This window comes from Pseudomonas sp. R3.Fl (assembly GCF_023516765.1).
Classification (GTDB): Bacteria; Pseudomonadota; Gammaproteobacteria; order Pseudomonadales; family Pseudomonadaceae; genus Pseudomonas; species Pseudomonas citronellolis.
This window is the reverse complement of the sequence record NZ_JAMGSO010000001.1, coordinates 4,758,888-4,781,352: the sequence shown is the minus strand read 5'-3', so window position 1 is coordinate 4,781,352 and position 22,465 is coordinate 4,758,888. Positions and strand designations below refer to the sequence as shown.

Sequence of the window (22,465 nt, the reverse complement as noted above, 5' to 3'; positions counted from 1 at the left end):
GCCGGACAAACGATTAATAACACCGGGTAACCTGCGTTTTTCGCATGTTACCCGGCGACGTTTCAGCGCGGGCTGACGATGTGCGCGGCGTTGTCCAGGCTGCGCTCGGCCAGGCGCACCTCTTCCAGCAGCCAGTCGCGGAAGCGCTCCACGTGCTCCGGCAGCTCCTGCCCCGGGCGGCTCACCCACCAGTAGGACTGGTGGCCGTCCACCTGTACGTCGAGCAGTTGCACCAGTTGCCCGGCCACCAGCTCGCGGGCCACCATCTGGCGGTCGGCCATGGTCACGCCCAGGCCATCGATGGCGGCGCGGATGGCCATGTCCAGCAGGTCGAACTCGTAGCCGCCCTGCAGGTCGACGCCCTGGATCTTCGCCGCGTCCAGCCAGTGGCGCCAGGTCAGGTAGCGCTGGTCGTCGCGGGCCAGCACGTGCAGCAGGGTCATGCCATTGAGCGGCATCCCCTGCTCCGGTTCCTCGCGCTGCGCCAGCAGGCCCGGCGCGCATACGGCGATGTGCCTCTCGTGCATCAGCAGCGAACTGTCCAGGCCCTCCCACTCGCCGTTGCCGAAGCGAATGGCGCAGTCCAGGGTGCCGGTCTCGGCCAGGCTGTCCTGCAGGTGCGTGGTGAGTGTCACCTCCAGCCCCGGATGGGCCTCGCGCAGGCGCCCCAGGCGCGGCAGCAGCCAGCGGCTGGCGAAGGTCGGCGGGGCGTTCAGGCGCAGGCGGTTGAGGTGCTGGCGCTGCTGGATGCCGCGCACCGTCAGCTCGATGCGGTCGAACGACTGCTGCAACGCGCGCAGCAGCATGCGCCCGGCGTCGGTCAGTTGCAGGTGGTGGTGGCGGCGTTGCAGCAGCGGCTCGCCGAGCTGCTCCTCCAGCTGGCGCACCTGGCGGCTGACCGCGCTCTGGGTGACGTTGAGCAGTTCGGCGGCGCGGGTGAAGCTGCCGGTGCTGCCGGCCACCTCGAACGCCTTGAGTGCATTGAGCGCCGGGATCTTGCGCTTCATCGCTGGCCCTCCCCTCGCGCCCCCGTTGGACGCGGCATGCGCATTGGAGTATGGCAGCGGCCCCGGAGTCACCAGGGCCGCCGCCGAGGCTCACTCAGAAGTAATAACCGACGTTGGCGTAGAGCTGATTCTCCCAGTGATCGGTTCCGCCCTGGGCCAGGCTGTCGGTGTAGCTGCTGCCGCCGATGTAGGGGTCGTTGCGGCCGTTGAGCCATTCCACGGCGATGTAGAAGGAACGCACCGAGAACGAGGTGCCGAGGATGAAGCGCTCGGAGGCGTCGAAGCCGCTGGCCGACTTGTCGAAGCGGCTGTAGTTGCCGTACACCTTCATGCCGCTCACCCAGCCGCCGACGAAGGTGCCGGGGAAGCTGTAGCTGAGGTCGCCGACGTAGAGGTTGCCGCGGCTGGCGACGTTGAAGGTGCCGTCGTAGCCACCGAAGCTGACCACCTCGTCGCTGCCCGGGTTGCGCGGCGACATCTGCTGGCGCCCGGCCTGCAGCTGCACGCCCCAGGGGCCGTTCTGCCCCAGGTAGTGCAGGGCGTAGGCGTTGCGCCGGCCGGCGTCGTGGGTGTCCTTGTTCTCCAGGCGCGAAGTCAGGGCCGACACGCCCACCTCGGACTTCCAGTCGCCCAGCTGCAGCGAGCGCGCCAGGCGCGCGACCACGATCTGCCGTTCCTGGTTGCGGGTGCCCTCGGGCACGTAGTCGTCGGCCGAGGTCACCACCGTGGAGTAGGTGCTGCCGTTGCTGGTGCCGCGCCCCGGCCAGGCCGGACGGCCGTACAGGCCCGCCTGCAGGTTCCAGTCGCCCTGCTGCTGGATGTACTTGGCGCCCACCGCCGAGACGTCCTCCAGGCCCACCACGTTGCCGAGGGTCTCGTAGAAGGTGCTGCCGAAGAACGGCTGCAGGCCGAAGGGAATCTGGTTGAGGCCGACCTGCACCTGGCGCTCGGCGTCGAAGCGGTAGCCGACCCAGGCGTACTCGGCGAAGGCGACGTCGCCGATGTGGTCGGTGTACTGGTAGGGGTACTGCTTGCCGTAGAAGCGGTAGCGCGCCGCGCCTATCCAGCTGTCGGAGGTATAGGTGGCGCGCAGCATCAGGGTGTCGAAGCCGGCCTTGTCGATGTCGCGGTCCGGGTCGTGGTCGAAGCGCGCGCGGATGGCGCCGCCGACGTCGAGTTCGTCCGTCACCGGCACCGCCAGGGCGGCGGCGCTGCAAGTCAGCAGGACGGGAAACAGCAGGTGCGCACAGCGGCGCGGCAGGGGAAATCTGGCCACAATGGAAAGCCTCGGCGAAGTTCTTGTCGTTATTCGGCGCACCGGCGCGGACACTCCCCCCACACCTTGTGCGCGGCCGAAACTAGCCCCTGGCGCGAGCCGCGCACAAACGACTAAATCGCCGGGCGAACCGGAGAAAAACGCATGTTTGTAGGACCGGCGCCGGCGCTAGAATCGGCGCACCACGACCAGCCCGCGCGCGCCACCCCGCGCGCCCTTTCGGAAGCCGCCCCATGCGCAGCCTGCCGCCCCTGAACATGCTCCGGGTCTTCGAGGAAGTCGCCCACCACCGCAGCTTCAACCGCGCCGCCGAGGCGCTCAACGTCACCCAGGGCGCGGTCAGCCGGCAGATCAAGCAACTGGAGGACTACCTGGGCGTCAGCCTGTTCGTGCGCACGCCCCGCGGCCTGACCCTCACCGAGACCGGCAGCGCCCTGGCGCCGCACCTGGGCGAGGCCTTCGACCGCATCGAGCGCGCCCTGCAGGCGGTGCGCGTGCCCAACCTGCGCCAGCGCCTGCGCATCCTCGCGCCGCCGACCTGGGGCACGCGCTGGCTGTCGCCGCGCCTGCGCAGCTTCCTGCAGCGCTACCCGGACATCAGCCTGAGCGTGACCAACGCCCAGGACGCGGACAACCCCGGCGAACTGGACTGCCGCATCCGCTTCGGCCTGGAAGCCGCCGCCCACTGCCACAGCCAGCTGCTGGTGATGGAACGGCACATCGCCGTGGCCAGCCCGGAGCTGTTCGACGGCGAACGCCCGCCGGAGCTGCACGCCCACCCGCTGCTGCACATCCTCCACGAGGGCAAGCGCCTGAAGGTCTGGGAGAACTGGCTGGAAGCCGTGGGCCGCAACGACGTCGACGCCGGCAGCGGCATCGAGTTCAGCACCCTCGACCAGGTCATCCACACCGCCCTGGCCGGCGGCGGCCTGGCGGTGATCGACCGGCAGATGATCGAACGCGAACTGGCCGCCGGCAGCCTGCTGCCGATCACCCCGGTGGAAGTGCTCGGCCCCTACGGCTACTGGCTCGACATCCCCGCCGACAAGCGCGGCCTGTCCAAGGTGCAGCGCTTCCAAGACTGGCTGGAACTGATGAGCAACCCCTAGCCGCTTTGAGGATTTGCCGACAGCTTCGCCACGAGCGTGGAAATCTCCCCCGTCCGACTCGGAGGAATTGCACAGGCCTTCGCGCTCCTCCCAAAGGCATGGCGGTCCAAGATCATGCGCTGGAGTCCGCCCCCGCTCACGGACGCCGGAAATCGCCACCGCAAGGACCCGATCATGTCTATCAAGCACACACTGAACCTGCTGGACGAGCGACTGCTGAAGGAGTTGCTCGACGCAGCCCAGGAAGCCCTGAACGACACCGCCACCGCCAAGCGCGTCGCCCACGTGCTGGGCATGGAGCCCGCGCGGGTCCACGCCCTGGCCAACGTCGCCCTGGGCCTGTCGCAGGCGGACGACGAACGCGCCCACGACGTCGGCACCCTGCGCCAGCTGGACGAGCTCACCCGGCGCATCCGCGGGCTGATGAACCCCTGAAGCCGCGCGGCCGTCTCCCGGCGCCTGGCAGCCCTGGAGGGCACCCTCGGCGTGGCCCTCTTCGACCAGGCGCCTGGAGCAGGACATCCCCCGACCGTAGGGCGCATAACGCGAAGCGTTATCCGCCGTTGCCGGATGGCACCTCCAGAACAGCCTGAGGTGCCTAGCGGTATCTACTTACGGATGCCGGTAGCTGGGGGCCGCCCGCTCGAATCCTGATGGGCAAGCTCTTCAAAAAGAGGCGCTGTCGGATACACCAGGCGTAACCGGTCCATATCGGAAGATTCGAAACCCAGCGACTTGTAGTACCTTGCCGCCGCCTCATCCTTGGCGTCGACTGCCAGGAAAGCGATACAGGCATGCTTCGACATTGCATAGAGGCGGCGAAATACATCAGCGAGTAGTCGTTGCCCCAACCCCTGCCGTTGGCACGACCTATCCACCGCCAGACGACTCAGCAGCACTGCCGGAAGCGGATAGCGCGGGAGCCGTTTCCGCTCCTGCTCGGCCACGTCCTCAAGGCGAACCGACGTACTCGCCAGCGTGTACGCTCCTTTCCCAGCGCCAGGAATGTCCTGGACAAATGACGCTTCTGATCCTGGGAGGCGTATTTGACGATGTAGTCGTTGAGGTCTGGAGAGACGCAGTCAAACGTCCTGCGGTTCACCGACTTGTCGAAGTCGACAGTGATGAAATCCATTCATCCTTCTTGGCGCCAGCAGTCAGCGCAGCGAGAGGATCTTCTTCAAGGCCTTGTTAGCCTTCGGTGGATTCTCCAGCATGTCCAGTGCCCGCCGGACATTCAGAACCGTCTCACCACAAGCTGCGAATCGATCGGTATCCCGTGACGCATCCCTCGCCTGGAGCGACGCCACGTACATCGGCTCATGACCTCTCACCGCTTCGGACAAGGCGCTCGCAATCCGGCTGCTGCTGTATTGGAAGCTCCGCATGGCATGATCGTAGGGCTCGATATGTTCCGCCACGATTTCCGGGCTTTTCATGTCCGCGGCACGAATAATGGCGGCATAGAGATTCTTCTGCTCTTCCTCGTCGTCCAGATGGACATGCAGGTAGCGTCCGGTCTCTTCAGGATCGGTAACAGGCACTTCAATGGGAAAAGCTCCGGGCTGAATGCCCTTTCTTTCCTTCCCTGTCTTCGCTTTTGCAGTCATGAGGCACCTCGTGCGGTGCTCAATTATTGCACAAGCTCATACAGCGCATGCATCCCCGCCCCATGTCCGAACCGTCCCGATCGCGAATGGGAGAAAAGCCATTTCGCCTCCCAACCTGAACAGGGAGCCCCTTCACCGCAGACTCCCTGACACGGCCGGCTAGAGCACCGTCGCCACCTTAACCGCCGGCTGTGCCGGCCCCTCCTCGCCTTCGCCCCTGCCAGCGTCGGTCAGCGTCAGGTACTTGGTCTCCGGCGCCCAGGCCATGGAGATCAGCGCGCCGAACAGGAGGATGCCGGCGAGGATGGCCATGGTCGGGTTGAGGCCGATGCCAGCCACGCTGACCGGCAGCAGGAAGGTGCTCAGCGCCGAGCCCAGGCGGCTGGCGGCGGTGGCCAGGCCGATGCCGCCGGCGCGCACTTCGGTGGGGAAGCTTTCCGCCGGGTAGACGCCGACCAGGTTGCTCACCGCCGAGAGCACCAGGGTGAACAGGCCGAAGGTCGCCACCATCAGCCAGGCCAGGCTGCCGGGCAGCAGCACCAGCAGGAAGAGCGCGGCGGAGAGGATCAGGAAGGAGCCGATGAGGAAGCCGCGGCGGGTGAATTTCACCGTGCACCAGATGCCCAGCAGGGCGCCCACCACCAGCAGCGCGTTGAGCAGCATCTCGGTGCCGAAGCCCTCGGCCAGGCCCATCTTCTGCAGGATCGACGGCAGGAAGGTGTAGATGGCGAAGTACGGCATGACGATGCAGATGAAGAACAGGCAGTTGAACGCGGTGCGCTTGCGGTACTGCGCGCTGAACAGCTGGCGGAAGCCGCCCTTGTGCTCCTCGGCCATCTCGTCGTCGAGCACCACGTGCGCGCCCAGGTGCTTGCGCACTATGGCCCGGGCCTCCTCGATGCGGCCCTTGTGCACCAGCCAGCGCGGCGATTCCGGGGTGCCTATGCGGGCGATCAGGATCATGGCCGCGGGGATCGCCGAGGACGCCAGCATCCAGCGCCAGGCGTCGTCGCCCAGGCCGAGCATGGCGGTGCCGACGAAGGTGGCGGCGACGTAGCCGAAGGTCCAGATCACGCTGAAGGAGCCCAGCAGCACGCCGCGGTGCTTCTTCGGCGAGAACTCGGCGAGCATGGCGTGGCCGACGCTGAAGTCGCCGCCCAGGCCGATGCCGATCAGCACCCGGCAGAGGAACAGTTGCAGCGCCGTCTCGGCGAAGAACTGCAGCAGCGAGGCCAGGGTGATCAGCACGAAGCTGATGAGGAAGATTTTCTGCCGCCCCAGGTGGTCGGAGATCCAGCCGAAGAACAGGCTGCCGAAGAACAGGCCGAGCAGCGCCGAGCTGCCGATCAGGCCCTGCCAGAAGGGGTCGAGGTTCAGTTGCGGGTTGATCAGGGTGAAGGCGATGCCGATCAGCCCGAGGATGTAGCCGTCGGTGAAGTGGGCGCCGAAGGTGAGGCCGGCGATCTTGATGTGGAACCTGCCGATGGGCAGGTCATCGATTCTGACTGTGTTACCCGACATGATCGTCTCCGAGTCTTTTTCTTGTTGTCTGAACGGAAGGGTGACCGCCGCACCGGTCGGGGCGGCGGCGGTTGGCGGAACTCCTTAGCGGCGTGGCCGCGGCTGCGTGCGGGGCGGCGTCAGTCGGACAGGCCGCCGAGCAGCAGGTACTTGATCTCCAGGTAGTCGTCGAGGCCGTACTTCGAACCCTCGCGGCCCAGGCCGGATTCCTTGATGCCGCCGAAGGGCGCCACCTCGGTGGAGATGATCCCTTCGTTGATGCCGACCATGCCCGCCTCCAGGCCCTCGGCCATGCGCCAGACGCGGCCGATGTCGCGGCTGTAGAAGTAGGCGGAGAGGCCGTAGGGCGTGTCGTTGGCCAGGCGCAGCGCCTCGGCTTCGTCGCGGAAGCGGAAGCAGGCGGCCACCGGGCCGAAGGTTTCTTCGCCGGCGATGAGCATCCCGGCGTTCGCCTCGGCCAGCACCGTGGGCTCGTAGAAGGTGCCGCCCAGGGCATGGCGCTGGCCGCCGCAGAGCAGCCGGGCGCCCTTCTCCAGGGCGTCGCCGACGTGCTGCTCGACCTTGGCCAGGGCCGCTTCGTTGATCAGCGGGCCCTGCTCGGTATCGCCTTCCAGGGCGTTGCCCACGCGCAGCGCGCGCACCGCTTCGGCGAGCTTGGCGGTGAAGGCTTCGTACACCTCGTCCTGCACGTAGAAGCGGTTGACGCACACGCAGGTCTGCCCGGTGTTGCGGAACTTCGAGGCCATGGCGCCGCGCACCGCGGCGTCCAGGTCGGCATCGGCAAAGACGATGAAGGGCGCGTTGCCGCCCAGTTCCAGGGAGACCTTCTTCAGGGTGTCCGCGGCCTGGCGCATCAGCAGCTTGCCGGTGCGGGTGGAGCCGGTGAACGACAGCTTGCGCACCACGCCGGAGGCCTGCAGCGCGCCGCCGATGGCCGGGGCATCGCCGGAGACGATGTTGAACACCCCGGCGGGAATGCCCGCCTGCTCGGCCAGCACGGCCAGGGCGAAGGCCGACAGCGGCGTCTCTTCCGAGGGCTTGAGGATCAGCGTGCAGCCCGCCGCCAGGGCCGGGCCGACCTTGCGGGTGACCATGGCCAGGGGGAAGTTCCACGGGGTGATGGCGGCCACCACGCCGATCGGCTGCTTGGTGACGACGATGCGCGCGTCGGCCTTGGGCGAGGGGATCACGTCGCCGTACACGCGCTTGGCTTCCTCGGCGAACCATTCGAGGAAGCTCGCGGCGTAGGCCACCTCGCCTTTCGCCTCGGCCAGCGGCTTGCCCTGCTCGCGGCTGAGCAGGCGCGCCAGTTCGTCCTGGCTGGCCAGCATCAGTTCGGCCCAGCGGCGCAGGCGCGCCGCGCGTTCCTTGGCCAGCAGCCCGCGCCAGGCCGGCAGGGCGCGCTCGGCGGCGGCGATGGCGGCGTTGGTTTCCTCGGCGCCGCCGCGCGGCACTTCGGCGACCACCTCGCCGGTGGCCGGGTTGCGTACCGCGTAGGTCGGGCCGCCGCTGTGCCACTGTCCGTCGATGTAGTGGCCGGCTTTCAGCAGTGCGCTCATGCCACGGCCTCCGTCAGCGAAAAGGTCTCGCGCATCGGCCGGGCCACGCGGAGGATGCGCTTGCCGGCGGTGTAGTCGTTGATGACGTCGCAGGGCGTGTAGTTGCGCTCCAGCTCGTAGAGTTCTTCCTCGTCCAGGCGCGTCTCCAGCGCGGCCAGGGCGCTGTCGAACTGCGCCGTGGTGTCGGCGCCGACCAGCATGCAGTCCACGCCGGGGTGGTTGAGCACCCAGGCCTGGGCGATCTGCGCGTTGCTCACGCCGCGGCGCTGGGCCACGCGCTGCACCGAGCGGGCGATCTCGAAGGAGGCCTCGTCGGCGTACATCTGCTGGGTGAAGAAGTCGGTCTGGTTGCGCGTGGATTGCGCATCGCCGGTCAGCAGGCCGCGGGCCAGCGGGCTGAACACCGAGACGCCGAGGCCCTGGTCGCAGCAGAAGGGGATCATCTCGCGCTCTTCCTCGCGGTAGGCGCAGTTGAGCTGCAGCTGCATGTTGATCGGCTTGACCCAGCCGTTGCGCTCGCAGGCCATGAGGATTTTCGCCAACTGCCCGGTGAGCATGGTGGACACGCCGATGTAGCGGGCCTTGCCGGCGCGGACGATGTCGTTCAGCGCACCCATCGCCTCTTCCACGGGGGTGTTCAGGTCATAGAAATGCAGCATGTAGATGTCGACGTAGTCCATGCCCAGCCGGGCCAGGGAGGCGTCGATGCTGTCCATGATGTGCTTGCGCGAATGGCCGCTGGCGTTGATGCCCTGGCGGGTGCCGTAGCCGACCTTGGTGGTGACCACGATGTCCTCGCGGCGCACCAGGCGCTTGAGGATGCGCCCCACCACTTCCTCGCCGACGCCGGCGGAATAGAAGTCGGCCAGGTCGATGAAGTTCACCCCGGCGTCCAGCGCGTGCTTCACGATCGGTTCGCTGCGCTGTTCGTCGAAGATCCACGGCTTCCAGTCCGGGGTGCCCATGTTCATGGTGCCCAGGCACAGCTTGGAGACCTGCAGGCCGGAGTTGCCGAGACGGATGTATTGCATGACGGCGACCTCAGGCTTTGGGGGTGTAGAAGGGGTTGGCGATCTGCCCGACCACGTCGGCCAGCTGCGCGCGCTCGGGCTTGCAGGCCAGCGCCGCGCGGATGGCGGTGCGGCAGGCGTTGTAGTTGTTCAGGTAGACGGCATCCAGGTCGTCGCAGGCCGGGTTGACCCAGTTGGCGGTGACGATGGCCCACTCGTCCTCGGCTTCGGCCGGCAGGGTGCCGTCCAGCAGGGCCTCGGTGACGGCCTTGGCGATGCCGGCCTGGGACGCGCCCCAGGTGGCGTTGGCGTGCAGGTCGCTGCCGATCGGGGCCTTGTTCACGTAGAGGGTCATCGGCTTGACCGGGAGGTTCGGCTGGGCGATCACCATGAACGGGCAGTGGCCCTGGCTGGGCGAGGCCAGGCTGCCGGCGAAGGCCTGGCCGGCGGGGCCGTTGCGCGGGCCGAGCAGGATGTTGATGTGCGCGGCGTTGACGCCGGGGCCTTCGAAGCCTTCACCGATGTAGAGATCGAGCTGTTTCATGGGTACCTCGTGGGATCGTCAGGGCGAGCGGGGGCGCGGGCCGCGAAGGTCCGTGCGCAGGGCTGCGGGGCAGCCGGGTTCAGTAGGCGGTTCGCGACGGGGTTGGAGGAGGAACGAGCGGGAAGCGGGAAAGCAGCGGGAGGAATTCAGGCATGGCGCAATCGCTCGTTGTTGTTGTCGGGAGCCGTTGCGCGATTTTTTAGCACCGGCCCGTTGCGGGCCGGTAAGCATAAAAACTCAAGGAGCTATGAGTTCAACTCATAACCTGGGGGACTCAGATGCCGACCTTGTCCAGGGCCTTGCCGACGCCTTCCCAGAAACGCCGCTGGCGCCGCACCTCGTAGCCGCTGGCGGCGATCTGCGCCGGTTCCTGGATCAGGCGGGTGCGGGCGATCTCGGGTTCGGCCAGGCGCGCCTCGATCAGTTGCAGCGGGCCGTCGCCCTCGCTGTGGCTGCGCTTGGCGGGCACGCGGTCCTCGTCGTAGCGCAGGTAGTAGACGCCGCCGGCCTTGGCTTCGAGCATGAAGCTGGCGATGCGGGTGAAGTCCAGCGGGCCGTCGGCGAAGAAGGTCCAGAAGCTGCCGAACAGCGGCCGGCGCATTTCCAGCTTGAAGCTGCCCGGCTCGAACTCCAGGGCCAGGTAGCCGTTGCTCGGCAGGCTGCCGATCAGCTCGTTGTTGAGGAACAGGCCGGGGGCTTCCAGCTCCTCGTCGGCCCACTGGTTCTGCGGGCGGTAGAGATAGACCAGGGCATGTTGCGCGTCGCCGGGTCGCAGCGGCGCGAAGGCCTGGCCGTCGGTGGCGCCGAAGAAGGCGCCGGGGGAACTGCAACCGGCCAGCAGCAGGAGAACCAGGCCCAGCAGCGATCGCAACATGCGTCAGTCCCTTCTTGTGGTCATGCCGTGAGCATAACCAGCGCCGGCCGCCGGGCCACCCGCCGAAAGTCCGGGTGGCGGCGCCTCAGGGCAAGGTGGCCGGGCGCCTCTGCGCCGCCTGCGGTAACAGGTGACGCACCAACCACTTGCGCGTGGGTACCACCAAGCGCTCCTGGAACAGCACGCAGCTGACCACCATGAACAACAGGAACAGCGGGTACAGCCACAGCGACAGCTGCTGCTCGGTGGCCGCGGTGATGCAGTAGGCCCAGTCGGCCAGGCAGTCGCCGGGCGCGCGGATCAGCTTCTCGGTGCGCGAGAACAGGGTGAACAGCGGCACGTGCAGGGCGAACAGCGACAGCGAGGCCGCGCCCAGGCGCGGCGACCAGTGGCGGATCGCCGGGCTGTGCGGGTCGCGCGGCAAGGCGCTGATGTACACCAGCACCAGTTGCGCCGGCAGCAGCAGGCCGTTGTGCAGCAGGAAGTACCAGTGCCGCGCGCCCTGGGTGTAGAGGTAGTCGGCGGCGAGGAAGTTGGCCACCACGAAGGCGCCCAGCGCCAGCACCGCGCCGGTGCCGGGCAGGCGGCCGCTGTCCTTGTGCTCGCGGAACAGGCCGTAGGCGAGGATGCCGCCGAGGAATTCCGGCAGGCGCAGGATCGGGTTGCGGTGCAGCAGGCCGGTCCAGGGCATGCCGTACTGCTGGTGCAGCGCCAGCAGCAGCGGCGGCACCAGGTACAGCAGCCAGAGCGCCAGCAGCGCCCGCCGCTTGTTGCCGATGCGCATCAGCCGCGGCGCCAGCGCCGGGAAGCAGAGGTAGAAGAAGAACAGCGTGGACAGCGACCAGAGCGGCGCGTTGAAGGTCAGGTACAGCGGGTTCCAGGCCTGCAGCATGGTCAGTTGGAGGATGCTGTTGAGCAGCAGCTCGCGGTCGCTCATCCAGTGGCGGAACAGCTCCGGGTGGGTCTGGCCGAGGGTGTCGTGGGTGTCGTAGACCACGAAGCGCGGGGTGGCCTGGTCCAGGTCCGGGCCAATGCCCAACTGGCTGATCAGCAGCAGCACGCCGATGGTCAGCAGGATCGAGAAGATGTGGATCGGGTAGAGGTTGGAGAAGCGCTTGGTGAGGAAGCTGCGCGGGCTCTCGCGCAGTTGGCCGTCGGTGACGTAGACGTGGGCCAGGAGGAAGCCGGAGAGCACGAAGAAGGTGCTGGTGGCGAAGAAGCCCAGGCTGGTCAGCTCGTCCAGCCCGCGGAACTTCTGCTCCGCCGGGTAGACGTGGAGGGTGTGGTAGATCACCACGTACATCCCGAGCAGGAAGCGCAACCACTCCAGCCCGATGAACCTTTCCTTGCGGATCTTGTTCACGACCTTACTCCCGTTCTCCCCGGGGTGCCTGCCCCGGCGGACTGCTCAACGGCGGCGGTCAAGGAAGTTGACCACCACCCGGTCGAGCCAGCCCCACAACCGCTGGTGCAGGCGCATCCACAGGGAGCGGCCGTGCCACAGCGTGAAATCGATCTCCCGGCTGGCGGCGAAGTCGGCGATCAGGCAATCGGCCACCGCCGCCGTGAAGTCGGCGTCCAGTATCTCGATATTGGCATCCAGATTGAACCGCAAGTTCCAATGGTCGAAGTTGCACGAACCGACGCTCGTCCAATCGTCCACCAGCACCACCTTCATGTGCAGGAAGCGCGGCTGGTACTCGAAGATGCGGATGCCGGCGCGCAGCAGGCGCGGGTAATAACGCTGCCCAGCATAGCGCACGGGGGCGTGGTCGGTGAGCCGGCCGGTCAGCAGCAGGCGCACCTCCACCCCGCGCCGCGCGGCCTTGCGCAGGGCCCGGCGGACCTTCCAAGTGGGCAGGAAATACGGCGTGGCCAGCCAGATGCGCTGCTGCGCGCCGTTCAGGCTGCGCACCAGCGACTGCAGGATGTCGCGGTGCTGGCGGGCGTCGGCGTAGGCCACCCGGCCCAGGCCGCTGCTGCCGACGGGCGTGGGCGGCAGGCGCGCCGGCGACACCATCTGCTGCGGGCGCCAGGCCTTGGCCTGCAGGCAGGCATGCCACTGGCGCTCGAACAGCACCAGCCAGTCGGCCAGCACCGGGCCCTGCATTTCCACCATCACCTCGTGCCAGGCGCTGGCGTTCTCCGGCACCGACCAGAACTCGTCGGTGGCGCCGGCGCCGCCGACGTAGCCCAGGTCCTGGTCCACCAGCAGCAGCTTGCGGTGGTCGCGGAACAGGTTGCGCCAGCCACCGCGCCAGCGCAGCGGGTTGTACAGGCGCAGCTCGCCGCCGGCCTCGCGCAGGCGGCGGCCCCAGGCGCTGCCCAGGCGCAGGGCGCCGAAGCCGTCGAACAGGCAGCGCACGGCCACGCCGCGGCGCAGGGCGTCGATCAGGGTTTCCAGCAGCAGCTCGGAACAGGTGCCGCCCTCCACCAGGTACAGCTCCAGGTCCACCTGGCGCTGCGCCCGGGCGATGGCCGTGAGCATGCTCGGGAAGAAGTCCTCCCCGTCCACCAGCAGGGCGAAGCGGTTGCCGCTGCGCCAGGGGAAGACCGGCCCGCTCACCGCTGGGCGAAAATCAGCACGGCGCCCACCGGCACCGCCAGGTTGATGGTCTGCAGGCCGGCGAGCTTGCGCAGTTGCTCCACCCCCGGCGCCAGGCCGAAGTCGGCGGCGTCGAGGATCAGCGGCGACAGCGTCACCACCTGGAAGCGCCGTTCGTCCAGGCGCGTCACCAGCACCTCGGCGCGGTAGGCGTGGCTGGCGCCGTGCAGGTCCAGGCTCAGGCGCAACGGCATTTCCAGCTGCGCGCCGTTGGCCAGGTCGAGGATCGGCCCCAGGTCCAGCTGCGCCTGCACCGTGGCCTCGGGGTAGCGTTCAGTCTCGAACAGCAGCTCGCGGATGCGCTCGTCGCGCAGCGGCACGCCGCTGAGCACCGAGTCCAGCTCGATGCGCAGGCTGGCCTTGCCGTGGTCGTCGACGCTGCCGTGCATGACCAGGAAGCGGTTGCTGTCGGCGCCGGCGGCGCCGCGGCCGGTGACGAAGTTCAGCCGCGAGGATTCGTAGTCGAGGTACCAGGCCGCCTGGGCGGAAGCGGCGAAGCAGGCCGCGAAGAGGAAGGCGAACAGCGAGCGCATGAAATCCCTTACATGGAAAACGACCGGATCAACGGCCAACGATAGCCGCCCGCCGTCGGCTTGCAAACCGGCCGGCGAGCCCGTTGGGCAGGCGGCAGCGCCATTGGTTCAGTCGGCCAGCAGGGCGGGAATTCCGGCCACCAGCGCATCGATGGCGCAACGGATCTTCAACGGCATGTAGCGGATCTTGGGCCATACCGCGTGGATGTCCAGCGGCGGCAGAGTGATGGGACGACATGCAGGTGAGTAGCCAGAGCACTTCATTGAGGCGTCTTGGCTTAAGGAAGGGACACTCGTGCCCTAATTAATCAGGATGGGGACATCCTGAGCGGGATTGATTAGATGTGAGTTTACTTTCGTGAAAACCAGCGTCTTGGGTTGTCTCTACTCGGGAGACAAAACGTTTGAAACAGGGCACTTATAAAAGCAATCCATCGAACTATATAATTATTTCCAAAAATTTCTTTGGATGGTAAATATAAAAAAATGTAACCATAGCGAGCTACGCTGAGTTGATTTGCCCCCCAAAGCATAAGCAATACAAAAAAAAACCAAAACCTTCGATGCGTAAGACTAACTCCTGAAATCCTTCTTGAGATTGAGTAGAAAGCCCAAAAGACCATCAATGATATAAGTGAATACAATATTACAACAAGCAATAGATTACTTGTCACGACTTTTGCCCTCCAAATACATAGAGTTCACTGTTGCAGTATCGGAGATAACTTCAAATGTTAATGCAGCCTTGCTTGAATTTTCATACCCGCGAACATAATCAGCGCGCACATATCTAAATAAACGCCATGCATCAGGCTTTAATATCAGTCTACCAACGCCGTATGCGGAAAGCCCCAAGTCAACGGATCCATAAGCCATATCCCCTTCAAAGGCTTCTCCGCCCATCATTTTTGCAGCCTCTTGGTAACCCTTCCTGACAGGCCCCTGTATATCTGAGCGACCTTCCCATAAGTTTCGCCCATTTTCATACGCATTATTGGCACCATGTGCCATCAAAGGGGCCCCAGCAAAAAGGCACAGCGTACCAGCTGAGCCGTAGCATATCCCGGCACCTGCTGCGAATTGAAGCGCTCCGGCGATTGCTCCAACGCCTTTTTGAGCCACCTCTAGTGACTGGCTCAGCAGGCTGCTCTGTTCGTTCTTGAGGTCGTTTAGACCCTGCCCAGGGCTTTTTTTACCCTGCTCGACATCATTAACAATGCTTCTAGCGTAATAAGCAACTTCACGGTTAAATTGCAAGCGTAGTGTGCCGTCTTTGATGTGCCTAGCACCTAATGTGCTGGCTTGACTTCCAAGTTTTCTAGCGGCGTCACTAACCATCCAGTAATCACAACTGCCAGGCATGCAACTTTCGCTTGTCGGCTTCATTCGTCATTTCCCCACGTGCTATATCCGCTGGTGCCAGCAGAGTGGTGGGTCCAAGTGATATCTCGGTAACGGATGGCGACATGTTCTTGCGGTTCTGCGTCGTGCAGCAAAATAGCGTGAGGCATTTCGAGTGTCAGGTCAGCAATAATTCCACCATTGATCGAAATAGAATAGAATTTCTCCTGCATGCCAAAGGAAGACACGCGGTAAAAACTGATGGTACAGTTTATTTCCTCTCTACTTGAGAGCGCCTGAGCCAGGAGTGGTGAGGATTTATCAACGTTTTTGGTTATGATAATTGGATAATGTGTTGGCTTATTAATATTTCCGATATTGGCCATATTGTGACTGCAAGACAGCACCATGATTTCGTCGGCATGCGCCGCTTGGCATTTGTTACCGATGGAATCCTGAGTTGAGCAGCCTGCCGAAATCAACCCTTGAGCCTTGCCGGTTATAGTCATGTAACCGTGATTAGCCATATATAAAGCTCCTTTTAGTCAGCTGAGCATCCTATTACAAGGGTTTCAGTCGTTCTGTAGGTAGTTCTCGAAAGTCTTTACGGATATTTCTAGTTTTGGGCTGTCGGCTATCGGCGGTTCGGTGAAAGACCCGGTCAGGTAAGTCTGTGGTCAGGTCGCAAACCAGGTTGTCCAAGCTTAGGCTCGTAGAATGGGCCGAGCGAAGCGATACCCATCGCCAAGGCCGCCACCGACCGGAATACTGGTGCCCAAGGACAACGGCGGATAACGCCGTAGGCGTTATCCGCCCTACGGCTGCGGCAGCAGCCGGCAGCCCTCGCGCGGGCCGAGCCAGGCGGCGGTCTGGGTGCTGCCCAGGCCGCGGGCGGTCACGCGCTTGTGCTCGGCGTCGTCGAGGAAGGCGCTGGTGGGCACGTACTGCTTGGTGTAGCCCTGGCAGTATTCGGCGCTGTTGCCCATGACGTAGCGGCAGGAGCAGTACTCCTTGGCCGTGTAGGCGCCGATGATCGGCGGGAAGGACTCCAGGTGCACGCGGTTGGCCCAGGCCCAGCCGGCCAGGGCGACGAGCAGCAGGAGCAGCAGGCTGAGCAGCGGGTGGCGGCGGATCATGGCTTGGCCTCCGGCTGGGCGAAGGCCGCGAGGGCCCGCTTGAGGAAGTCGTCGTGGCGGTAGCTGCCGTCGCGGTCGTCGGCGTAGCGCACGATCACCAGCTTCTGGTCGGGCAGCACGTAGAGCGCCTGGCCCCAGTGGCCGAGGGCGGCGAAGGTGGTTTCCGGGGCGTTCGGCCAGGGCAGGCCGGCGCCGGCCGGGGCGCGGTTGAGCCACCACTGGCCGCCGGGCACGCCGTCGCTGGCGTCTTCCGCGCTCGGGCGGTAGTTGGCGAACGGCGTGAGGGCGAACTGCATCCAGGCCTGCGGTAGCAGCTGGCGTTCCTTCCAGCGCCCGCCGCGCTGCATCAGCAGGCCGATGCGCGCCAGGTCGCGGGCGCTCATGTAGGCGTAGGAGGAACCGACGAAAGTGCCGCTGGCGTCGCGCTCCCACACCGCCGAGCGGATGCCCAGGGGCTCGAACAACGCGGTCCAGGGGTAGTCCGCGTAGGCGTCGCCGACCATCTGCTTGAGGCTGGCGGCGAGCACGTTGCTGTCGCCGCTGGAGTAGCGGAAGCGCTGGCCCGGCTCGGCGTCGGCGGGGAAGCCGGCGACGAAGCCGGCCATGTCGTCGCGGCCGCGGGTGTAGAGCATGGCCACCACCGAGGACTTCAGCGGGGCGTATTCGTAGTCTTCTTCCCAGGCCAGGCCCGAGGCCCAGTTGAGCAGGTGGCGCATCTTCACCTGCGGGTGCGCGGCGAAGGGCGCGAAGTGCTGCGCCACCGCGTCGTCCAGCTGGAAGCGGCCCTCGCCGTAGGCCACGCCGAGCACGCAGGCCATGATGCTCTTGCTCATCGACCAGGCCAGGTGCGGGGTTTGCGCCCGGGTCGGCCCGGCATAGCGCTCGTAGACCAACTGACCGTCGCGGATCACCACCACGGCGTCGCTGCGCACGCCCTGGCGGGTGGCGTCGTCGCGCGCCGGGAAGGCATAGGCTTCGAAGGCCTGCAACGCCGGGCCACTGGGCGCGGGGCCGGACTGCCAGTCGGCGTCCGGCCAGGTTTCCGCGTGGGCCGGCGCCAGCAGGCACAGGCCGGCGGCCAGGGTGAGGCCACGCAGCAGCGGGCGCAGGGAGGGCATGGGCATCGGCGGGCCTCTTGTTGTCAGCTCCGGCGGAACCCTAGCACGCTGCCATGACGGCTTTAAGCGCCGATCACGCCGTAATGGCGGACGGATTCAGCGCGGCACCTGGTAGTCGGCCGGGCCGAGCAGGTCCATGCCGCATTCCAGGCCGCTTATCCAGTCCAGGAAGGCGTCGATCATCGGCCGCCCGACGAAGGGCCGGCCGTGCTGCGGCACCATCATCTGCACGTCGAGGGTGCGCACCATGTCCGCCCACAGCCGGCACACCTTGTTGCTGGCCATGTAGCGGCGGTGGAAGCCGAGCATGTGCGGCAGGTGCTCGGCGAAGTCCTGCACCGGGTTGGCGTCGTCCACCAGGGAGGCGCCCATGTCGCCGGAGAAGAGGATGCGGCTGACCGGGTCGTAGATCTGGAAGTTGCCCACCGAGTGCAGGAAGTGCGCCGGCAGCACCTTCAGCTGGCAGCGCCCGAGGTTCAGCGACTGGCCCCGGTCGGGCACGGCGATGACGCGGTCGTAGGTGGAGATGCCGTGGCTGACCGCCAGGTAGCTGGCCGTCAGGTGCGGCAGGAAGCGCGCCCAGAGCTTGGAGCAGATGACCTTGGCGCGGGTGTGCAGCAGCCACTTGTCCAGCGCGGCGATGATGTCCGGGTCCTGGTGCGAGGCGAAGATGTAGTCCAGCTCCTGCAACGGCATCAGCTTCGACAGCTCCAGCGATAGCGGCGTGTAGGTCAGGTCGCCGCCCGGGTCGAGCAGCAGGTACTGGCCGTGGTCGACGATGAGGAACTGGTTGGACTGCACCCCGTCGCCACTGACGAGGTCGTCGAAGCACAGGCATTGGTGGGTGCCGTTGTCGAACAGCACTATGGGTTCGCGACGCATGGAGCTTCCTGCGGGTCATGCCGGTGGGGCGGCGGAATGTCGCGCAGGGTACCCAGGCGCGGGCGCCGGCCTCACTGACCTGGGTCAAGCCCCAGTGCCGCCCAGGCCTTGTCCAGGCGCCTGGCGCGGGCGCTGCCACCCAGGGCGAGCACGGCGCGGTCGCGCTTCCACAGCTGCGCCCAGTGCTCCGGGCCCTGGCCGATGGCGGCGTCCAGCGCCGGGGCCAGGGCGTCGAACTGGGCGAACAGGCCGCCCAGCAGCAGGTGCGTCGCCGTGTCGCCCACCGGGTGCCGCGCCACTTCGGCGCAGCCGGCCAGCAGCCCGGCCAGGCGCAGGGGCAATTCCCGCGGCCAGCGGCTGGCCAGGCCCACGCCGTACAGCCAGGCCAGCAGCGCGGCCATCACGTGCAGGTCTTCCAGGCCGCGGAACGGCTTGCTGTAGGCGTCCCAGCCGTCGCCCGGCAGGCGCTCGCAGTGGGCGCCCTCGAGGATCAGCCGGGCGTGGGGGATGTCGGGGATCAGCGGCATGGCCGGCATCGGCTCCAGGCGCGCGCCGGGGGCGCCGGCCAGCACCACGGTCATGGCCAGGCGCGGGGCCTCGCCGTCCGGCTCGTCGCGCGCCGCCACCAGGTACCAGGCGGCGCTGTCGGCGGCGGTGGCGAAGTCCTTGCGGCCGTGCAGGGTCAGGCCGTCCAGGCGGGTGGCCAGGTCCGCCGGGCGCAGGCTCTTGCCCTCGCTGACGCAGAGCGCGCCCAGCCCGGCCGGGGCCGCCGGCCACAGGGCGCGCAGGGCCGCCTGGTAGCCGCCGAGGAAGGCCAGGCCGGGAGTGGCCGCCAGGCGCCCGGCGAGCACCGCCAGCTCCAGCGACCCCGCGCCAGCGGCGCAGGCCAGCAGTTCGGCGTACCAGTCCTCCAGGGCCAGGCCGGCGGGCAGTGGCTCCAGGGGGCCGAGCAGGCGGTTCCAGGGCATGGGGCGATCCTCATCGGGGGGTGGTGTTGTCATACAAGCATCACGCCAGGGTCACAAGCGTGACACCGCCGCTTCCTAGCCTGAGCTTGCACAACAAAGGCGACCGGCCGCAACCCGCCTGGCCGGCCCATGGAGGCCTCCGCATGAGTCAGACCGCCCACGCCTGCGACACCCCGCGCGAAGAACGCCGCCTGAAAGCCGTGCGCCTGCGCGGCGCCCGCGCCCTGCGCGAAGCCCAGGCCCTGCGCTTCCGCGTCTTCAGCAGCGAGTTCGATGCACGCCTCAAAGGCGCCGAACTCGGCCTGGACCTGGACGACTACGACAGCCACTGCCTGCACATCGGCGTGCGCGACCTGGCCAGCGGCGCCCTGGTGGCCACCACCCGCCTGCTCGACCACCGCGCCGCCGAGCGCCTGGGGCGCTTCTACAGCGAAGAGGAATTCCACCTCGACGGCCTGGCCGAGCTGCAGGGCCCGGTGCTGGAGATCGGCCGCACATGCGTCGACCCGGCCTACCGCAACGGCGCCACCATCGCCGTGCTCTGGGGCGAGCTGGCCGAAGTGCTCAACGAGGGCGGCTACCGCTACCTGATGGGCTGCGCCAGCATCCCCATGCGCGACGGCGGCATCCAGGCCCTGGCGGTGATGCAGCGCCTGCGCGAACGCTACCTGTGCCGCGAGAACCTGCGCGCCGAGCCGAAGACGCCGCTGCCGGCGCAGGAGCTGCCGGACAACCTCACCGCCGAGCTGCCGCCGCTGCTCAAGGCCTACATGCGCCTGGGCGCGAAGATCTGCGGCGAGCCCTGCTGGGACCCGGACTTCCAGGTCGCCGACGTGTTCATCCTGCTCAAGCGCGACGAGCTGTGCCCGCGCTACGCCCGCCACTTCAAGGCGGCCGTGTGATGCGCGGCGCCTGGCGCATCGCCCGCCTGCTGGCGGTGATCGGCCTGGGCCTGGCGCTGGCCGCCGGGGTGGCGCTGCTCGAACGCCTTCCCGGCTACGACTGGACCGCCCTGCGCCAGAGCCTGACGCGCTGGTGGCTGGCGCGCCTGAGCCGCGCCCTGCCGTTGCGGGTGAAGGTCTATGGCGAGCTGCCCCGGCAGCCGGCGCTGTGGGTCAGCAACCACGTGTCCTGGCTCGACATCCCGCTGCTCGGCGCCCTGGCCCCGCTGACCTTCCTGTCCAAGGCCGAGGTGCGCCAGTGGCCGCTGGCCGGCTGGCTGGCGGAAAAGGCCGGCACCCTGTTCATCCGCCGCGGCTCGGGCGACGGCAGCCGCCTCGGCGAGCAGATCGCCGGGGCCCTGCAACTGGGCCGCTCGACGCTGATCTTCCCGGAAGGCACCACCACCGACGGCCGCGGCCTGCGCAACTTCCACGGGCGCCTGCTGGCCGGCGCCATCCACGCCGGGGTGCCGCTGCAGCCGGTGGCCCTGCGCTACCTGCGCGACGGCGAGCCGGACCATTTGGCCCCCTTCATCGGCGACGACGAGTTGGTCAGCCACCTGCTGCGGCTGCTGCGCAACGACCGCGGCTGCGTGGAAATCCACCTGCTCGCGCCGCTGCCCAGCCAGGGCCGCGACCGCGCCCAGCTGGCGCAGCAGGCCCACGCCGCCATCGGCACGGTGATCTACGGAGAAGTCGCTCGGGAGCAGGCGCTGGCCGCCTGAAAGAGAAAGTCGAACCTGCCGGGCGCCACGGCTGGCAGGTTCCGCCCCGGACGGCGGCGCAGGCTTGAGCGCCAACCGGAAAGCACGGCGCCCGCCATTGGCGGGCGCCGTCGTTCCAGCGGCGCGCAGGGCCTGCGCCGCGCCGTCCTACACGCCGGTTTCCGGCGGCACGACCAGGATGTCGCAATCCAGTTCGCGCAGGGCGTAGTCGGCAACACTGCCGATCAGGGCACGCTTGATCCCGCCCATGCCCCGGGTACCCATCACCAGCAGGTCCGGCCGGTGCTTCTCGGACATGCGCTCCAGCACGTTGCCCGGCAGGCCGACGGCGACCAGCTGTTCGTCGATCCAGGGTTCCAGCTGCTGGTCGCGCAGGAACGCCTTGAACTCGTCCACCGCCTGGCGCGTCTCGGTGCCGACGAACTCGTCGATGCGCTCCTCGCTGACCCCGGAGTACTGCATCATGCCCTTGGCCAGCGGGCTGAAGGCATAGATGGCGCGGCGCACCGCGCCCTGCAGCAGGCCCAGGCGCTCGGCGACGCGCACCGCATTGGCCGAGGCCGGCGAGGTGTCCAGCGCCAGCAGCAGGTCGCGGTATTCACCGACCGCCGGCTGGTTGACCATCAGCACCGGCAGCTTGCCGGCGCGCACCACGCGTTCCACCGTGGTGCCGACGAAGATGTCGCGCAGCACGCTCTTGCGGTGCGAGCCCATCACCAGCAGGTCGACGTCCTCTTCCAGCGCGCAGCTGACGACCTTCTGGTTCGGGTCGCCGACCTCGACGCGGATGCGCGGGCAACTGCCGCCCAGGGCGGTGAGTTCGACCAGGCGCGCCTCCAGCAGCAGCCGGACCTGCGTCGCCTCCTGCTCGACCAGCGCCGCCGGCTGGTCCTCGTCCACCACGCAGAGCACCGTCCACGGGCAGCCGAAGCGCTTGGCCAGGGCACCGGCGCGTTGCAGGGCCTTCTCCGAGCGCGAAGACAAATCTGTGGCGATCATCAATGATTTGAGCATGCTGCACCTCCCTCTCCGTCGTGGGTTCTATTGCATCCTTTCATGGCTTTCCTACGTTTGATGCATATCAAGCCGGGGGGCGATCCCCAGGCAAATTGTCGCGGCGCCCGGCCAGCGCCAGCAGTTGCGGGTAGAACGCGCGGAAGTCGTCGCTCAGCGGCTGGTAGCGCTCGGCCAGTTCCTCCCAGGCGCCGTCCAGCAGGCCCGGGCGCGACAGCCGCCGGGCCATGCCGGCGAGCACGTCCTGCAGCACCGTGAACTCGCGGTAGCTGCCCAGCCAGTCCTGCGCCGCCATGCGCGGGGCGATGCGCGCCAGGCGCTCGGGCAACTGCGGGGTGGTGTTCAGTACACCATAGACGCGGCGGGTGAATTCGCTGAGCGGCTCGTTGCTGAATGTGTCCCAGTCACGGGCCAGGCAATGGTCGAAGAACACGTCCAGCAGCACGCCCGCCAGGCGCCGCCGTTCGGCGGGAAAGCGCAGCTTCGCCGCATGCACCAGCGGATGGCTGTCGGTGAAGGCATCGATGCGCCGGTGCAGGCGGATGGCCGCCTCGATGTCCGCCGGCCAGCGCCCGGCCAGCGGCCCCTTGACGAAATCGCCATAAAGGCTGCCGAGCAACTGCGCCGGCTGCGAACCGCCGAGGTGGAGATGGGCGAGGTAGTTCATGGCCCAAGCTTAGCGCGAAACATGC

General features: G+C 67.1%; 25 protein-coding genes. 4 read left to right on the top strand and 21 right to left on the bottom strand.

Features of this window, described 5'->3' with window-relative positions; translation table 11 throughout:
• Positions 1 to 62: 62 nt before the first annotated feature.
• Both M8R19_RS21105 and M8R19_RS21100 read right to left on the bottom strand, forming a co-directional pair.
• Positions 63 to 1,007, bottom strand: a complete 945-nt coding sequence (locus M8R19_RS21105; protein ID WP_249918805.1) for a LysR substrate-binding domain-containing protein — start codon at positions 1,005 to 1,007, stop codon at positions 63 to 65.
• A 94-nt stretch (positions 1,008 to 1,101) separates the two neighbouring features.
• The gene (locus tag M8R19_RS21100) at positions 1,102 to 2,283 is read right to left on the bottom strand and encodes a putative porin (protein ID WP_009615766.1); all 1,182 of its coding nucleotides are present in this window, start codon (positions 2,281 to 2,283) and stop codon (positions 1,102 to 1,104) included.
• A gap of 233 nt (positions 2,284 to 2,516) precedes the next feature.
• Between M8R19_RS21100 and M8R19_RS21095 the strand changes: the two genes are divergently transcribed.
• A complete protein-coding gene (locus M8R19_RS21095; protein ID WP_009615764.1) occupies positions 2,517 to 3,392 on the top strand; it encodes a LysR substrate-binding domain-containing protein in 876 nt (291 codons plus the stop codon).
• Positions 3,393 to 3,566: 174 nt separating this feature from the next.
• The gene (locus tag M8R19_RS21090) at positions 3,567 to 3,827 is read left to right on the top strand and encodes a hypothetical protein (RefSeq protein ID WP_249918804.1); all 261 of its coding nucleotides are present in this window, start codon (positions 3,567 to 3,569) and stop codon (positions 3,825 to 3,827) included.
• Positions 3,828 to 4,000: 173 nt separating this feature from the next.
• Here the strand turns inward: M8R19_RS21090 and M8R19_RS21085 are convergent, their stop codons facing one another.
• From M8R19_RS21085 to M8R19_RS21005, 17 genes are all read right to left on the bottom strand, one after another.
• Positions 4,001 to 4,270: a GNAT family N-acetyltransferase gene (locus M8R19_RS21085; protein ID WP_249920206.1), complete on the bottom strand. Its 270-nt coding sequence runs from the start codon at positions 4,268 to 4,270 to the stop codon at positions 4,001 to 4,003.
• A 279-nt stretch (positions 4,271 to 4,549) separates the two neighbouring features.
• Positions 4,550 to 5,002, bottom strand: a complete 453-nt coding sequence (locus tag M8R19_RS21080; RefSeq protein ID WP_249918803.1) for a hypothetical protein — start codon at positions 5,000 to 5,002, stop codon at positions 4,550 to 4,552.
• A 159-nt stretch (positions 5,003 to 5,161) separates the two neighbouring features.
• Positions 5,162 to 6,523: an MFS transporter gene (locus M8R19_RS21075; protein WP_249918802.1), complete on the bottom strand. Its 1,362-nt coding sequence runs from the start codon at positions 6,521 to 6,523 to the stop codon at positions 5,162 to 5,164.
• A gap of 119 nt (positions 6,524 to 6,642) precedes the next feature.
• Positions 6,643 to 8,082, bottom strand: coding sequence for an NAD-dependent succinate-semialdehyde dehydrogenase (locus M8R19_RS21070; protein WP_249918801.1), 1,440 nt, complete (start codon positions 8,080 to 8,082; stop codon positions 6,643 to 6,645).
• Positions 8,079 to 9,113 carry an aldo/keto reductase gene (locus tag M8R19_RS21065; protein WP_116425639.1) on the bottom strand — a complete coding sequence of 345 codons (1,035 nt, stop codon included), beginning with the start codon at positions 9,111 to 9,113 and terminating at the stop codon, positions 8,079 to 8,081. The genes M8R19_RS21070 and M8R19_RS21065 overlap by 4 nt, the downstream gene beginning before the upstream one ends.
• Before the next feature lie 10 nt (positions 9,114 to 9,123).
• Positions 9,124 to 9,636 carry a formaldehyde-activating enzyme gene (gene fae / locus M8R19_RS21060; protein WP_249918800.1) on the bottom strand — a complete coding sequence of 171 codons (513 nt, stop codon included), beginning with the start codon at positions 9,634 to 9,636 and terminating at the stop codon, positions 9,124 to 9,126.
• Positions 9,637 to 9,910: 274 nt separating this feature from the next.
• Complete coding sequence (locus M8R19_RS21055; RefSeq protein WP_116425640.1) at positions 9,911 to 10,510, bottom strand: DUF2846 domain-containing protein; 600 nt, start codon at positions 10,508 to 10,510, stop codon at positions 9,911 to 9,913.
• Positions 10,511 to 10,595: 85 nt separating this feature from the next.
• The gene (locus M8R19_RS21050) at positions 10,596 to 11,873 is read right to left on the bottom strand and encodes an acyltransferase family protein (RefSeq protein WP_349654700.1); all 1,278 of its coding nucleotides are present in this window, start codon (positions 11,871 to 11,873) and stop codon (positions 10,596 to 10,598) included.
• Positions 11,874 to 11,918: 45 nt separating this feature from the next.
• On the bottom strand, positions 11,919 to 12,998 hold the full coding sequence (locus M8R19_RS21045) for a phospholipase D-like domain-containing protein (protein ID WP_116425652.1): 1,080 nt from the start codon (positions 12,996 to 12,998) through the stop codon (positions 11,919 to 11,921).
• Between the two features lie 74 nt (positions 12,999 to 13,072).
• Positions 13,073 to 13,648, bottom strand: a complete 576-nt coding sequence (locus tag M8R19_RS21040; protein WP_249918799.1) for a YceI family protein — start codon at positions 13,646 to 13,648, stop codon at positions 13,073 to 13,075.
• A gap of 108 nt (positions 13,649 to 13,756) precedes the next feature.
• Positions 13,757 to 13,912 (bottom strand): hypothetical protein, encoded by a 156-nt coding sequence (locus M8R19_RS21035; RefSeq protein WP_249918798.1) that lies wholly within the window; start codon positions 13,910 to 13,912, stop codon positions 13,757 to 13,759.
• A 399-nt stretch (positions 13,913 to 14,311) separates the two neighbouring features.
• Complete coding sequence (locus tag M8R19_RS21030) at positions 14,312 to 15,034, bottom strand: DUF4225 domain-containing protein (RefSeq protein WP_249918797.1); 723 nt, start codon at positions 15,032 to 15,034, stop codon at positions 14,312 to 14,314.
• Positions 15,031 to 15,516 (bottom strand): Hcp family type VI secretion system effector, encoded by a 486-nt coding sequence (locus tag M8R19_RS21025; RefSeq protein ID WP_249918796.1) that lies wholly within the window; start codon positions 15,514 to 15,516, stop codon positions 15,031 to 15,033. The genes M8R19_RS21030 and M8R19_RS21025 overlap by 4 nt, the downstream gene beginning before the upstream one ends.
• A gap of 288 nt (positions 15,517 to 15,804) precedes the next feature.
• Positions 15,805 to 16,125, bottom strand: a complete 321-nt coding sequence (locus tag M8R19_RS21020) for a hypothetical protein (protein ID WP_043273330.1) — start codon at positions 16,123 to 16,125, stop codon at positions 15,805 to 15,807.
• Entirely contained in the window at positions 16,122 to 17,249 is a 1,128-nt protein-coding gene (locus tag M8R19_RS21015; RefSeq protein ID WP_249918795.1) for a serine hydrolase domain-containing protein, read from the bottom strand. Before M8R19_RS21015 ends, M8R19_RS21020 begins: the two co-directional genes overlap by 4 nt.
• 90 nt (positions 17,250 to 17,339) lie before the next feature.
• The gene (locus tag M8R19_RS21010; RefSeq protein ID WP_074982198.1) at positions 17,340 to 18,125 is read right to left on the bottom strand and encodes an oxygen-binding di-iron domain-containing protein; all 786 of its coding nucleotides are present in this window, start codon (positions 18,123 to 18,125) and stop codon (positions 17,340 to 17,342) included.
• A gap of 71 nt (positions 18,126 to 18,196) precedes the next feature.
• Positions 18,197 to 19,093 carry an acyl-CoA dehydrogenase middle domain-containing protein gene (locus M8R19_RS21005; protein ID WP_249918794.1) on the bottom strand — a complete coding sequence of 299 codons (897 nt, stop codon included), beginning with the start codon at positions 19,091 to 19,093 and terminating at the stop codon, positions 18,197 to 18,199.
• Between the two features lie 143 nt (positions 19,094 to 19,236).
• Between M8R19_RS21005 and olsB the strand changes: the two genes are divergently transcribed.
• Both olsB and M8R19_RS20995 read left to right on the top strand, forming a co-directional pair.
• Positions 19,237 to 19,995 (top strand): L-ornithine N(alpha)-acyltransferase, encoded by a 759-nt coding sequence (gene olsB, locus M8R19_RS21000; protein ID WP_043273335.1) that lies wholly within the window; start codon positions 19,237 to 19,239, stop codon positions 19,993 to 19,995.
• On the top strand, positions 19,995 to 20,759 hold the full coding sequence (locus M8R19_RS20995) for a lysophospholipid acyltransferase family protein (protein WP_074982192.1): 765 nt from the start codon (positions 19,995 to 19,997) through the stop codon (positions 20,757 to 20,759). Before olsB ends, M8R19_RS20995 begins: the two co-directional genes overlap by 1 nt.
• A 147-nt stretch (positions 20,760 to 20,906) precedes the next feature.
• On the opposite strand, the gene M8R19_RS20990 is transcribed toward M8R19_RS20995, so the two are convergent.
• On the bottom strand, positions 20,907 to 21,773 hold the full coding sequence (locus M8R19_RS20990; protein WP_249918793.1) for a universal stress protein: 867 nt from the start codon (positions 21,771 to 21,773) through the stop codon (positions 20,907 to 20,909).
• 67 nt (positions 21,774 to 21,840) lie between these two features.
• Positions 21,841 to 22,440 (bottom strand): acyl carrier protein phosphodiesterase, encoded by a 600-nt coding sequence (locus M8R19_RS20985; RefSeq protein ID WP_043316628.1) that lies wholly within the window; start codon positions 22,438 to 22,440, stop codon positions 21,841 to 21,843.
• Between the last annotated feature and the right edge of the window lie 25 nt (positions 22,441 to 22,465).